The sequence below is a fragment of the Diaphorobacter sp. HDW4A genome (genome assembly GCF_011305995.1).
In the GTDB taxonomy this organism is placed as follows: Bacteria; Pseudomonadota; Gammaproteobacteria; order Burkholderiales; family Burkholderiaceae_C; genus Diaphorobacter_A.
The window spans coordinates 5573582-5587341 of the sequence record NZ_CP049910.1 but is presented as its reverse complement, the minus strand read 5'-3'; the positions used below and the strand labels follow the sequence as shown (position 1 = coordinate 5587341).

Annotated in this window: 10 protein-coding genes and 1 other annotated feature; of the genes, 6 read left to right on the top strand and 4 right to left on the bottom strand. The window is 59.1% G+C overall.

Translation table 11 applies throughout. From position 1 onward, the window contains the following. Positions 1-221: 221 nt before the first annotated feature. Together G7047_RS25550 and G7047_RS25545 are read left to right on the top strand one after the other, a co-directional pair. On the top strand, positions 222-2672 hold the full coding sequence (locus tag G7047_RS25550) for a heavy metal translocating P-type ATPase (protein ID WP_088166943.1): 2451 nt from the start codon (positions 222-224) through the stop codon (positions 2670-2672). A gap of 123 nt (positions 2673-2795) precedes the next feature. Further along, entirely contained in the window at positions 2796-3761 is a 966-nt protein-coding gene (locus tag G7047_RS25545) for an IS5 family transposase (RefSeq protein WP_129324623.1), read from the top strand. A gap of 295 nt (positions 3762-4056) precedes the next feature. On the opposite strand, the gene G7047_RS25540 is transcribed toward G7047_RS25545, so the two are convergent. After that, positions 4057-5291, bottom strand: a protein-coding gene (locus tag G7047_RS25540) for an IS3 family transposase (RefSeq protein ID WP_166301875.1) whose coding sequence is annotated in 2 segments (ribosomal slippage) — positions 4057-5003 and positions 5003-5291 — 1236 coding nt in all. Because the reading frame shifts where the segments join, the coding sequence is not laid out codon by codon here. After that, positions 4897-5013: a sequence feature (AL1L pseudoknot), on the bottom strand. Its footprint overlaps the gene before it by 117 nt. A 227-nt stretch (positions 5292-5518) precedes the next feature. Further along, a complete protein-coding gene (locus tag G7047_RS25535; RefSeq protein ID WP_166311143.1) occupies positions 5519-6307 on the bottom strand; it encodes a restriction endonuclease in 789 nt (262 codons plus the stop codon). Between the two features lie 570 nt (positions 6308-6877). Here G7047_RS25535 and G7047_RS25530 point away from each other — a divergent pair. From G7047_RS25530 to G7047_RS25520, 3 genes are all read left to right on the top strand, one after another. Next, entirely contained in the window at positions 6878-7702 is an 825-nt protein-coding gene (locus G7047_RS25530; protein WP_166311142.1) for a DUF932 domain-containing protein, read from the top strand. Positions 7703-7776: 74 nt separating this feature from the next. After that, positions 7777-9852: a ParB/RepB/Spo0J family partition protein gene (locus tag G7047_RS25525; RefSeq protein WP_166311141.1), complete on the top strand. Its 2076-nt coding sequence runs from the start codon at positions 7777-7779 to the stop codon at positions 9850-9852. 62 nt (positions 9853-9914) lie between these two features. Continuing rightward, positions 9915-10124: a hypothetical protein gene (locus tag G7047_RS25520; protein WP_166311140.1), complete on the top strand. Its 210-nt coding sequence runs from the start codon at positions 9915-9917 to the stop codon at positions 10122-10124. A gap of 97 nt (positions 10125-10221) precedes the next feature. Here the strand turns inward: G7047_RS25520 and G7047_RS25515 are convergent, their stop codons facing one another. Then, positions 10222-11652: a hypothetical protein gene (locus G7047_RS25515; RefSeq protein WP_166311139.1), complete on the bottom strand. Its 1431-nt coding sequence runs from the start codon at positions 11650-11652 to the stop codon at positions 10222-10224. Positions 11653-11673: 21 nt separating this feature from the next. On the opposite strand from G7047_RS25515, the gene G7047_RS25510 reads away from it, so the two are divergent. Next, positions 11674-12846 carry an IS5 family transposase gene (locus tag G7047_RS25510; protein ID WP_166311138.1) on the top strand — a complete coding sequence of 391 codons (1173 nt, stop codon included), beginning with the start codon at positions 11674-11676 and terminating at the stop codon, positions 12844-12846. 651 nt (positions 12847-13497) lie between these two features. Here the strand turns inward: G7047_RS25510 and G7047_RS25505 are convergent. Next, positions 13498-13677 (bottom strand): hypothetical protein, encoded by a 180-nt coding sequence (locus G7047_RS25505; RefSeq protein WP_166311137.1) that lies wholly within the window; start codon positions 13675-13677, stop codon positions 13498-13500. Positions 13678-13760 lie beyond the last annotated feature (83 nt).

Sequence of the window (13760 nt, the reverse complement as noted above, 5' to 3'; positions counted from 1 at the left end):
CATCTCAACAAAGAACTATTTCTTAAATTGAGATGGCCACAAGCAGCGAACTCTGATTGCGCTATCTCAGAATAGGTGGATAGAGTTGTTTTTCGAGCAGATTCTGGCTTGACATTCACATGGTGTAAGGGCCAAGAATCGATCCAACATCGTGAAGGGCCATCGGCATGCATCATCATCAGCATCGATCTTCTTCAGAGTCAGTTGAGTTGGAAAACACCATGACTGAGGCTGAGCCTTTGAAGGATCCTGTTTGCGGCATGACTGTCTCTCTACAGTCGCCTCATCAGATAGTTCACGAGGGACGGACCTATCGCTTCTGTAGTGCCGATTGCCAGCAAAAATTTGCTCATGCCCCTGCGCAATTCATATCGAGTAGCGGGCAGGCGGATCACGCAGTAGAGGGCTCAGTCTATGTATGCCCAATGCATCCTGAAGTCCATCAAGATCATCCGGGGCGTTGTCCTAAATGCCAAATGCATTTAGTGCCTGAGGCCCAGTTGCTCAGCTCGCACGAACATGCTCATGTGGCTGCAAGTCATTCAGATCAGAAATCGTTTGATGACTCAGGCGTGGTTCCCGCCGGAACGATCTATACCTGCCCGATGCATCCGGAGGTCCGGCAAGATCATCCCGGAAACTGCCCTAAATGTGGAATGACTCTGGAGCCACTGATCCCGGTTGGAGAAGAGGACAACAGCGAGTTGCAAGACTTTCAACGGCGATTCTGGTGGACGCTACCACTCACCCTGATTGTTACCACTCTGGCCATGTTCGGACACAAGTTCGGCTGGTTCACTATGCAGACCCAAACATGGGTCGAGTTGACTCTTTCCCTGCCCGTGGTGCTATGGACGGGCTGGCCCTTTTTTGTTCGAGGCTGGCAGTCAATCATCCACCGCAGTCCGAACATGTGGACGTTGATCAGCTTGGGATCGGGAGCCGCCTTTGTCTACAGCCTCGTAGCGACGCTGGCACCTGGTGTGTTTCCCGACTCGTTCGTATCCATGGGCCGTGTAGCTGTTTATTTCGAGGCAGCGGTGGTCATCATTTCTTTGACCATGTTGGGGCAGATCATTGAGCTGAAGGCTCGCTCTCAGACCTCGGCCGCTATCAAATCATTGCTTAGCCTAGCTCCTAAGACGGCAAGGCGTATCAATGCAGATGGCAGTGAGGAAGATGTTCCCCTCAGCCACGTGCATGTCGGAGACCTGCTGCGCGTACGTCCAGGCGAGAAAGTACCCGTGGATGGCATTGTCACGGAAGGTCAAAGCGCCGTTGATGAATCGATGCTCACGGGCGAGCCAATACCTGTGACAAAGCGCGTTGACGACAAACTGATCGGCGCCACACTCAATACGAGTGGAGCTCTGGTCATGAGGTCAGAAAAGGTGGGCACTGCCACCATGCTCTCCCAGATAGTTCAGATGGTTGCATCGGCCCAACGGTCTAAGGCACCGATGCAGCGAATGGCCGACGTAGTGGCTGGAAAGTTCGTTCTGGTTGTCGTGCTAGTTGCTGTAGTGACCTTCTTCGTCTGGGGAATTTTTGGCCCAGAGCCCAGTTGGGTGTTTGGGTTGATCAATGCCGTCGCGGTACTCATCATCGCCTGCCCATGTGCGCTAGGTTTGGCCACACCCATGTCAGTAATGGTGGCCACAGGGCGCGCTGCAGAGCAAGGCGTTTTGTTCCGTGACGCGGGCGCCATCGAAAAAATGCGTGAAGTGGATACGCTCATCGTAGATAAAACGGGCACCCTTACAGAAGGTCGGCCTGCGTTCGATAAAGCGATTCCTGCTCCAGATTTCACCGCTGACGAAGTTTTGAGGCTTGCCGCTAGCTTGGATCAGGGTAGCGAGCATCCGCTTGCGGATGCCATCGTCCGAGCTGCACGTGAACAAGGCTTGCAGCTCGCTAAACCTGTGGACTTCGATTCCGCCAGCGGTATTGGTGTACGTGGAACCGTTGAGGGGCGGCGCTTGGCATTAGGCAACACCACATTGATGGCTCAAGAAGGCGTATCTGTATCTTCCTTGCAAGCGGACGGAGAACGCCTGCGAGGAGAGGGTGCAAGCATCATGCATTTAGCGGCTGATGGGAAGTTCGCGGGCATTCTGGCGGTAACAGACCCTATCAAAGCTAGCACTCTGGATGCCATCCAAACGCTTCATGCAAGCGGCTTGCGAATTGTCATGGCAACCGGAGATGGTCTGACCACAGCCAAGGCTGTTGGTGCCAAGCTTGGAATTGATGAAGTCCATGGCGAAGTCAAGCCCGCCGACAAGCTAGCTCTCGTGGAGCGATTGCAAAGTGAAGGCCATGTGGTTGCCATGGCTGGTGACGGGATCAACGATGCGCCGGCCTTGGCAAAAGCTGATGTAGGTGTAGCCATGGGAACAGGGACCGACGTAGCAATGAACAGCGGTCAGATCACGCTGGTCAAGGGTGATTTGCGTGGCATTGCCCAGTCTCGTGAAATCTCAACTGACACAGTGCGCAACATGCGTCAGAACTTGCTGTTTGCCTTTATATACAACGGAATTGGTGTGCCGATTGCTGCGGGAGTTCTCTATCCCTTCACGGGATGGCTGTTGTCGCCAATGATTGCAGCGTTAGCAATGAGCTTAAGTTCGGCATCTGTGATCTTCAACGCTCTACGCTTGAGGAGGTAACGTTGCAATCGGCAAAGAACGGCGACTGGGCTGCTGCCGGTTTCAAAGACACCTTAAGGATGGTGTTCAAAACTCTGCCGCTGGCGCTGTCTGAAGTACGGCGCCGCGCCTGACAATACGCTCATGAAGCAACAAGACCTCGGCCTGAATCTGAGCAAGCGACGCACGCGCAAAGCGGTATTCTTGGACGAGATGAACCTGGTGGTGCCGTGGTCTGAGTTGCTGGCATTGATTGCTCCGCGCGCACCGCGAGCCAAAACCGGCAGACCTCCGTTCGAGTTGGAGACCATGCTGCGCATTCACTTCGTCCAGCAGTGGTTCGGCCTGTCCGACCTGGCGATGGAAGAAGCCCTCTTCGAGACCGCGCTGTACCGGGAGTTTGTGGGTCTGTCCAGCGTCGAACGTATTCCCGACCGGGTCAGCATCCTGCGCTTTCGCCATCTGCTCGAAGAGCACCAGTTGGCCCAACGCATCCTGGCTACCGTCAACGCCACGCTCACCGACAAAGGTCTGATGCTGCGCGAAGGCACGGTGGTCGATGCCACCCTGATTGCCGCGCCCAGTTCGACCAAGAACAAGGGTGGTGAACGCGACCCCGAGATGCACCAGACCAAGAAGGGGAATCAGTGGCATTTTGGGATGAAAGCCCACATCGGCGTGGATGCCGATTCCGGCCTGGTTCATACCGTGGTGGGCACGGCTGCCAACGTCAACGACGTGACTCAGGCCAGCAAGCTGGTCCATGGTGACGAAGCCGATGTGTTTGCCGATGCGGGTTACCAGGGCGTGGCCAAGCGCGAAGAGACGCAAGACATCACTGCCCAGTGGCATGTGGCCATGCGCCCTGGCAAGCGCCGTGCGCTGGACAAGAGCACGCCCATGGGCGCCATCCTGGACAAGCTGGAGCAGGTCAAGGCACGTATCCGGGCCAAAGTGGAGCACCCATTTCGCGTCATCAAACGGCAGTTCGGCTACACCAAGGTCAAGTACCGTGGCCTGGCCAAAAACACGGCCAACCTGGTAACGCTGTTTGCGCTGAGCAATCTGTGGATGGCGCGGCGCAAGCTTTTGCAGGGTCTGCATGGATGAGTGCGTCCACAACCGACCAAAGGGCCAGCGGCAAGGGTGAAATGCCCCTTATTTGCAGCCCAAAAAACGCCGAATTCGTCATCATGTGGAATATATCGACTCAGTGGCCACCGCCACGGGTGTTTTGAACACCATCCCTAGGAGAATATCTTCGCAGACTTGCTGAGGGTTTTTGGGTTGAAATGCACTCATGGTCCGCCCTTGATGTGTTCGATACTTCAAAGCGTATAGAACCATGACAGACTTGTCGGTACCTCAGCCTGAACGGCCCCGGGTATCGAGGAGGCTGGTTAGTTTAAGTTGACGCCTCTATTGAGGCATCGCTGGCTGCGAGTTGCCTCCAGTAGTTTGCCTCAGCTTCTGCCGGAGGGATGCCTCCGATTGGCTTGAGCAGTCGGACGTGGTTGAACCAGTGTACCCACTGCAGGGTGGCCAGTTCCAAGGATTCCCTGCTCTTCCAGGGGCCCCGGCGGTGAATCAATTCGGTCTTGTACAGACCGTTGATGGTCTCGGCCAGCGCGTTGTCGTAACTGTCGCCCCTGCTGCCCACCGAGGGCTGTACGCCCGCCTGATTCAAGCGTTCGGTGTAGCGGATGCTGACGTACTGACTGCCCCTGTCGGAATGGTGCGTCAAGGCATGGGTCGCTGGCTGGCGGTCGTACAAAGCCTGCTCCAAGGCATCCAGCACGAAGTCGGTCTGCATGCTGCGGCTGACCCGCCAGCCCACGATGCGCCGGGCATATACGTCCACAACGAAGGCCACGTACAACCACCCCTGCCAAGTGGAGACGTAAGTGAAGTCCGACACCCACAGCTCGTTGGGGCGGCTGGCCTTGAAGTGCCGGTTGACGTGGTCCAGCGGGCACGGCGCCGATGGGTCCGGCGTGGTGGTGCGCACCGTCTTGCCACGGCGTACCCCTTGCAACCCCATGGCACGCATCAGTCGCTCCACCGTGCAGCGCGCCACCGGGATGCCCTCACGGTTCATCTGCAGCCAGACCTTGTCGGCTCCGTAGACCTGCCAGTTGGCGTGCCACACGCGCTGAATGTCAGCCTTCAAGCCTTCATCACGCAGGGCGCGCGCACTGCGCAATTGCGGATTGCGTTGCCGGGCTGCGTGGCGCCAGTAACACGACGGGGCCATCTGTAGCACCTTGCAGATGGGCTCGACCCCGTAATCATCACGGTGGCGGTCGATGTAGGCCCTCACGACTTGAGACGGCGGTCGAGCTCCGCCTGTGCAAAAAACGCGCTGGCCGTCTTCAGGATGTCATTGGCCCGGCGCAATTCCTTGACCTCACGCTCCAGTTCCTTGATGCGCTGCGCATCCGCGGTGGTGGTGCCGGGGCGATGTCCGCTGTCGACCTCGGCCTTCTTGACCCAGTCATTCAAGGTCTGTGGCACGCAGCCAATCTTTGGGGCAATCGATTCAATAGCTGCCCACAGGGAGGGGTAGTCGGCTCGGTGCTCCTGCACCATACGCACAGCGCGTTCGCGCACTTCCGGGGAGAACTTCGGTGACTTGTTCATAGCTCCATCTTCTCTCGTGTTGGAGCATCCTCAAAACCCGGGGCTGTTCAGCCATTGTTGCGCATCGGGTTCTAAGGTACCTGCGGCGATCAGGGCGTCTCCAGCAATGACGCGGCTAGTCGCATTTTCGTGCAGTACATCCAGCCTCGCCCGCGAATCCGCTCCATAAAGGTTCCATCGGTGACGCCTTCAGCCTTTGCAGATTAACGCTTTGATGCCTCAGTCCTTTATATCCAGCGCCCCCATCCCTGCGGTACTTGAATTTGGAGGATCGCCTCTTGAAGTAGCGCCCAGTGCTTATAAAAATCATTCGCTGGCTTGTTCTGAATTACCACCTCATCAACTATCGAGCGCCAAACCAGCATCTGCTCTATATATCTTATTTGCCCAATTTCAGCCCAGTAATGATGGGGGCAGTAGTCACCTACACAGCTTTTGCAGCCATAAATTAGGTGAATAAAATCTTCGTTGTCAATGCAGAAGCCGGCCAAAGAATGCGGGATTCTTTCCTTGCTGACAATGTCTTTCTCGCACTCATAATTCATGCACTTTAGTGGTTTGTAGTTGCAACTCTGCACCAGGTGATGATGAATTTCTTGCGGACGTTGAAAGTATTTTTGTAGGGTAAATCCCATCATGGTTGGGATGATGTCAAGAATATTGTCTAGGTATATCTCAATTACACCTATTCCGGCATTCTCTAATGAAATAAATTTCTTCTTGAGTGCTGTCGTCGCCCCGACGGAGTAGAAGGCAATAAATCCTTCGCAATTATGTTGCTCCACCCTGTCTCTTATGTCTGACTCCTCTCTGACGCCTACATTTTTCCGTGACTTATGATTGTGTTTGCAGCTCACAAGATATTTTGTTTTCTCGCGTTCAACGATCATGTCGAGCCCGTCATCTGTTCCTTCTGATGGGCCTACATGGATCATAAATCCCAAGTGAAATAAGACGTCCTGCGCAAACCACTCCCACTCATTGGGCGATAATCGGCAAATCTCTTCTTGATACATTGCTCCCCCTGAAATGTCGGCTTGGAGTGATTAGTTGTTTTCGAATTGAAACTATTCTGCCAGCGGCATCCAATCCATCAATATAAATGAAGATAGCTTGGGCGTCTCCGCTGCACGGATCGCGCTGCTCCAGGTTCGCTGCTCGCTCATCCCTGACGGGACTGGTATTCACCAGCCTTCCATATCGCTGACGCCTTCGGCCCGGCTTCCAGATCCGGGCCTGCGCGCTTCGCTTGCCGTGCGGTCGGCGTGTGATGGCCGTTGTCATGTCCAGCCGTCTTCCCTGACCTCATCACCTTGTCCGCGACTGTAGCCCGCGCCCGTGTGCCGTCAAGGCGCGCAGGGCCGTGTCCTCGGCTGCGCCTGCGGGCCGCACCCACCCTGCGCTTGCCTCCTTGACGGCACCCGTTCGCGCGCTCCTGACCGTCGCGGGCGATGAACTCAGGAAAGACGGTGGCAACAGGGCCAACCGGGTTCCTCGTGCCGACCGCACCGAACAGCCGCAAGGCTGGGCTCCGAATCTAGGAATCCGGTGTGCGCTTTCTTCAACAGCCAAGTCAGGAGAACGACATGCTTGCCAACCGTTTCGCTTCCCATTCCCCCGCACTGCGCAGCGACTACCCGCTGTCCGATGACCAGATTCACCGGGTAGCGCCGTCCATCTTCGCGGACGCCCCGCATGAGAGCCGTTCGCAGCGTTACGCCTACATCCCCACCGCTGCCGTGCTGACCGAGCTTCGCAAGGAGGGGTTTCAGCCGTTCATGGCCTGCCAGACCCGCGTGCGTGATGAAGGCAAGCGCGAGCACACCAAACACATGCTGCGCCTGCGCCATGCCAGCCAGATCAACGGCGCGGAGGCTAACGAAATCGTGCTGCTGAACTCGCACGATGGCACGAGCAGCTATCAGATGCTGGCCGGAATGTTCCGTTTCGTGTGCAGCAATGGCCTTGTCTGCGGCGACACCGTGGCGGACGTGCGCGTACCCCATAAGGGCGACGTGGCCGGTTCCGTCATCGAAGGCGCTTTCGAGGTGTTGAGCGGCTTCGAGCGGGTGAAGGAATCCCGCGACCTGATGCGCGACATCACCTTGGACGAAGGCGAGGCCGAAGTGTTCGCCCGCGCCGCGCTGTCCCTCAAGTACGACGACCCGGGCAAGCCCGCGCCCATCACCGAATCGCAAATCCTGATGCCGCGCCGGTTCGACGACCGCCGCCCGGACTTGTGGAGCGTGTTCAACCGCACGCAAGAAAACCTGACCAAAGGCGGACTGCATGGCCGCAGCGCCAGCGGACGCCGCCAGCAGACCCGCCCGATACAGGGCATTGATTCCGATGTGCGCCTCAATCGCGCCTTGTGGATGCTGGCCGATGGCCTGCGCCAGTTGAAAGCCTGACCCCTTCCGAAGTTTTACCCGCCGGAGGGGCGGTTCCCCTCCATTCCCTTGTTTCACTTGATTGGAGATCCACCATGAACGCCGTTAACCACACCGAAGCCCGCGCCGTCCATAGCGCAGCCAGCAGCGCCGCCAACGTGCTGCAAGCCGCCGACCCGAGCAAGCACATGATTCTGGTGCCGCTGTCGCGGCTGGTGCTGCGCCCTTCTGGCCGCATGGGCCGCAACGTGCGCAAGACCGCGCCGCGCATGTCCATCCCCGAACTGGCCGCATCCATCCAGCGCGTGGGCCTGCTGCAAAACCTGATCGTGACCCTCACCGCCGATGGCCTGCATTACGAGGTGGTGGCCGGGGGCCGCAGGCTGGCTGCGCTGAAGCTGCTGGCAAAGAAGCACCACATCAGCAAGGATTGGGATGTGCCTTGCTTGCAGGTAGCGGATGGCACGGCCCGCACCGCCAGCCTGACCGAGAACGTGCAGCGCGAAGCCATGCACCCGGCAGACCAGTTCGAAGCCTTTGCGGCACTGGTGGCCGAGGGGCGGGCCGTCGAGGACATTGCAGCGGATTTTTCCGTCACGCCGCTGGTGGTACAGCGCCGCTTGAAGCTGGCGAATGTCTCGCCGCGCCTGATGGACGACTACCGCGCCGACGCCGTCACGCTCGATCAGTTGATGGCCTTGTCCATCACCGACGACCACGCTGCGCAGGAAAGCGCCTTCTACGATGCGCCGACATGGCAGCGCCAGCCGTCCGCCCTGCGCGACCGTCTCACCGAGCGCGAAATCGACGCCTACCGGCATCCGCTGGTGCGCTTCGTCGGGCTGGACACCTACGAGGCCGCAGGCGGTGGCGTGCGCCGTGACCTGTTCGCGGAAGGCGATGCGGGCGTGTATCTGACCGATGCCGCACTGCTGGAGCAACTGGCGCAAGACCGGCTGACAGGCATCGCGGCCACGGTTCGCGCCGAGGGCTGGGCGTGGGTGGATGCCACGCCGGGGGTGACCCATGCCGACCTGCACGCCTTCCAGCGTGCGCCGAGGGAGCGCCGCGAGCCGACCAAGCGCGAGGCGCAGCGCATCGACAAGCTGCAAGAGAAGATGCAGGCCATCGGTGAAGCCGTGGATGCCGCGATGGATGCCGACGATGAAGACAAGGCCGACGCCTTGCAGGAGGAAGGCGAAGCGCTGGGCGAGCAATTGCAAGCACTGGAAGAGAGCTTGCAGGCATACAGCGACAGCATGAAGGCCGCAGCCGGTGCCATCGTCACCATCGACGGCAGCGGGCAGGCCGTGATTCATCGCGGGCTGCTGCGCGAAGCCGAGGCCAAGGCACTGCGCACGCTGGAGAAGCTGCGGCAGGGTTTCAGCGGCGAGAGTGCCGAGAACGACGACGAAGGCGAGGACGCCGACGACACGCCGAAGGCTGCCGGCATGTCCGACAGGCTGGCGCAACGTTTGAGCGCCCACCGCACCGCCGCGCTGCAAATCGAAATCGCCCGGCATCCGCAGGCTGCGCTGGCTGCCGTGGTGCATGGCATGGTGCAGACCGTCTTGCAGGGCCGTTACTACGGGCACGATATGCCGCTGGGCGTGAGCCTGAAAGTGCAAGACCGGCTGGAAGGCATGGCCCCGGACTGGCCGGAATCGCCCGCCGCTGTGGCACTGCGCGAACTGCAACAGGTGGCAGGCGCTGGCTTGCCGCAGGACAGCGCCGAACTGTTCGCCGCGCTGCTGGCGAAGCCGCAAGACGAACTGGTGCGCCTGCTGGCCGTGTGCGTGGCGTCCACGGTGGACGTGGTGACGCCCCGCGCCACGCCGCAGCAACCGGGCGCAGAACTCGCGCAGGCCGTGGGGTTGGACATGGCCGCATGGTGGCAGCCCACCAATGACGGCTATTTCCGGCATGTGCCGAAGGCCGCGATTCTGCAAGCCGTGGGCGAGTACGCGCCCGAGCAGGTTTCCCGGCTGGCGAAGTTGAAGAAGGCCGACATTGCCAGCGAAGCCGAGCGGCTGGCGGATGGCACGGGCTGGATGCCCGCCGTCTTCAAGGCCGTAGGCCCGGAGGTGGCGCAGAAGGAAACGCCGGAGCAAGACGCACCGGCAGATGCCGAAGCAATGGCAGATGAAGCCGCCGAGGTACTGGCCGCTTGACCGCGCCGAAGGCAAGCGCCCCGGCCTCGACCGGGGCGCTTCGCTGGGAAGGAGAACCACGCATGACCCGCACCACTACCAGCCGCTCGCGCATAGCGGCCATCTACGCACCCGGCACGGTGCGCGCCCGCCGCTGGCACGGCGATGGCGACGTGCGCGGCTACCGCCCGCCATCGGGCTGGACGGCCCGCGCCGACCTCACGGACATTCACCCCATCACGGGCCGCGCCTTGGCGCGTGCCGTGTGGTGGATCATCGAGACGAAGGAATAACCGCGATCAGCACCGCGCCCAGGCCGTTCCGCCCTGGGCGCGGTAAACGCAAAAATCCGGGCGCGGCGGTGGCCGCGCCCGGTACAAAGGCCAAATGTTATGGCGGCGGGGCCTTGGGTGGTTGCCAAGCAGCAACTGGCCCCACATGCACGTTGATACCGTATGCGTACTGATCTTGGTGATATGGAGCACCAACATAGAGAATCGCATCGCAGTTTTGTGCAAGTTCCTGATACCGCTTGTTGTCGGTCGCGCAACTGTATAGGAGCGCTATGCGCAGTTTGCTATTTCCACTGGTTGCGACGATCTGCATGGAGAGTGCTTGATCATCAGGCTCGCCAACCGTGATGCTCCATCCCGCGTCCCTGAGGGGACGCACAAGATCCTTGATGCATTCATCTTTCAGACGGGCCTTCCGCAGCGTTGCCCCATCGTCTGTAGGCATGAGAGGAACAGTACGCCCATGTGATTGATAGATTTTTTCCTCAAGGAGCTTGACGGCCATCTGAGCTTGTCCTTGAAGAATCGCCTGTTGCCAAAGTAATTTGCTGTCGTCGCTCATCTCGGGAAAAAGAAGCGACACTCGGTCAGAACCATCATGCCAAGATTCAATAACGCCAAGTGTTGCTAGCGCAACGATCAAGCGCCAAAAATTGGCAGAGTTCTGCCACTCCGTCGAGGCACCATGTGCAAACAGGTGACGGTTTAACCATGTCGCACCGTCATAATCCCCTGTGTTACGGAAAAAGGCGTCCTTTAGCCATCGCCGGAAAGTCTCAAAGGTGAATATGCGCTCATCTTGGCCAAATAGATAATCTATTGTGAGATATTCGCGAGGCACCCACATTCCTTCGAAATGCAAATAGGCTGCACGCATACAGGCTTCATCTATGATCCGATCAATTTGATCTGGCATCGATAAATTTGATGTGGCATTGGATATTCGCTTGAACGCCCCTTCGATGACGGGAATCAGGGCGGCAATGCTTGAGGCCCTATGCCCAGCGTAGAAAGCCAAATAGGCTTCTCGTGCAATAGATGCAAAGTCTGAGAGGCTGCGGGCACTGGGTATCAGTTGGGCGATGCAAACAGCTTGAAATGACAAGGTATACAGGGTGGAGGTATGATAGTTAAATAGGCTTATTGCCTCGTCTTTAGAGCGATGCTCAACATCCATTAGCAATTTATTGGCAGCGCCTCGGGTAATCCAAAGAGGAGAAAACCATTCGACCTTTTGCCAGAGGCTAGCGTGATGGTCGGCAATAACTCGATTTTCTTTCCATTGGGGAGCATCCTTTGGCAATGCCTTCGGAAAGCAGGCTACACCTAGGTTGGTTGATAGAACTATTGCCCGAGTATGTTGAAATATTCCGACATCACGTTCGGTAGCATCCTGTACGGTAAATCCTGCTTGTTGTGCCCAATTTGAAACCAACTCGACATGGAGATCGCTTAGCAGGCTGCTGAAATACCGCCCACCTTCCCCGATCAGTTGGCACGTATGCTGCTGAGCTGAAGCTATCGCCACCGAGCCGAAACCCTTTGCACCATGCGCGGCCCCGACACCTTTACCGAGAGCCTGTTCAACGTCAAGAGGCTTGACGACTTCGTGCCTGCGTCGCACCCATTGCGGCTCATCCGCGTGATGGTCAACGAAGCGCTGGAGAAGCTCGAAGATCTGTTCGCCGGCATGTACGAGGACGCAAGCAAGGGTGGGCGGCCCAGCATTGCCCCGCAGAAGCTGCTGCGCGCAATGCTTTTGCAGGTGCTGTACTCGGTGCGCTCGGAGCGCTTGCTGATGGAGCAAGTGCAGTACAACCTGCTGTTTCGCTGGTTCATCGGCCTGTCGATGGACGACAGCGTGTGGGTGCCCACGGTGTTCAGCAAGAACCGCGAGCGGCTGATCAAGCACGACGCCGTGGTGGCGTTCTTCAACGAGGTTCTGGTGCAGGCCGAGTGCAAGAACTGGCTGTCCCAGGAGCACTTCAGCGTGGACGGCACCTTGATCCAGGCCTGGGCGGGCCACAAGAGCTTTGTGCGCAAGGACGATGACGATGCCGATGGCAACGCCACCGACACCGACACGGCCGTCACCAATGCAGCCGCCAACGACTCCCCCGGCGAGGACGCCAACAAGGCCGGCAGCAGCAAAGACTTCCGGGGCCAGTCACGCAGCAACGACACCCATGCCTCCAAGACCGACCCGGACAGCCGGCTGTACCGCAAGGGCAAGACGGCCAGCGAACTGCGCTTCATGGGCCACACGCTGATGGAGAACCGCAACGGCTTGATCGTCAACGCCACCGTCACGCAGGCCGACGGCCACGCCGAGCGGGTGGCGGCCAAGGCCATGATCAACGACGCCAGGCAGGCCCACCCAGAAGCGGCGATTACCCTGGGTGCCGATAAGGGCTACGACGCCGCGGAGTTCATCGCCGAGTTGCAGAAGATGAAGGTCACGCCGCATGTGGCGAAGAACAAGTCCAACCGGCGCTCGGCGGTGCCTGACGAGATTGCGCAGACCGAGGGCTACGGCATGTCATTGCAGCGCAGAAAGCGCATCGAACAAGGCTTCGGCTGGGCCAAGACCATTGGCCAGATCCGGCAGGTGATGGTGCGCGGGCTCAAGCGGGTCGACCAAATGTTCGTGCTGAACATGGCCGCCTACAACCTCGTGCGCATGCGCACACTGGCACAAGTCCGTCCGCAGGGGGCAGGATGAGCCAAAAGGTGCTCCAAACGACCTTCGGAAGGCACGAATCGGCCTCGAAACGGGTCGTCGAATACCAAATCCCTACCCGAATCGCTGGAATTCCGACAACGCCGGTGTCGGCGGGCGGTATTTCAGCAGCCTGTTAGGGCTGGTAGCGCCAATGCGCGCCGCCATATGCCCAAAAATTTCTTTGTTGTAGTGTCTGGAAGAGGGACCATCTCACTTCATTCCTTGTCTGCCGAACTGTTACGTGATCGTTTTATGAGACATCCTAAACTTTCGCTCCAAGCAATTCCCCTGTCGCGCTAATTCCAGTTTTCGGTTGTATGTCGTGATTGTTTGCGCGTGTCGGCGCGCAGCGCCGCCGGGCTTTCGGGCTGCGCCCCGTGCCGTCTTTGCCGTCACGGCCATTCGGCTTCAATCCCTCACGCCTTCGCGTCTGCTGCGCTGCGCACTGCGTTTGCCTCCAGGGGAAAGCCCTGCGGGCTATCCCCGCCGCGCACAGCTTGGCGCCCCTCGATGCCGCCGAACCGGCTGCGCGGATCGGCCCGGCCAGCGCCCCACCACGTAGGCAGCGCGCTGGCGAACACGCTGGCGCTTGCTGCGGCAGGTTGTGCGAATGCCTGCTGTCCTCAACGCTGGCGGTTCGTGCCCATCACGTCACGAAGGACGGTTCACGGACAACCCGCCCGGCATCGCCATGGAGCTTCCACGCCACGCCTCAAGACCGGCGCCGCACGGTGCGGCGGGGGCGTTCTCGCCTGTGGTTGGGTGGTTGACCTGGTCCGCGTCAGTGGGCGAGCCGGTGCAGCCTTCGGGCGGGGATGCCGAGTCGGCCATGTCTCCTTTCGGTTTGGGGGTGGTTCGGCCCAAGGCGTCCTTGTCTGGTTGTGAATCCTGGCAGGGGCGCGGCTGCGCCTCGG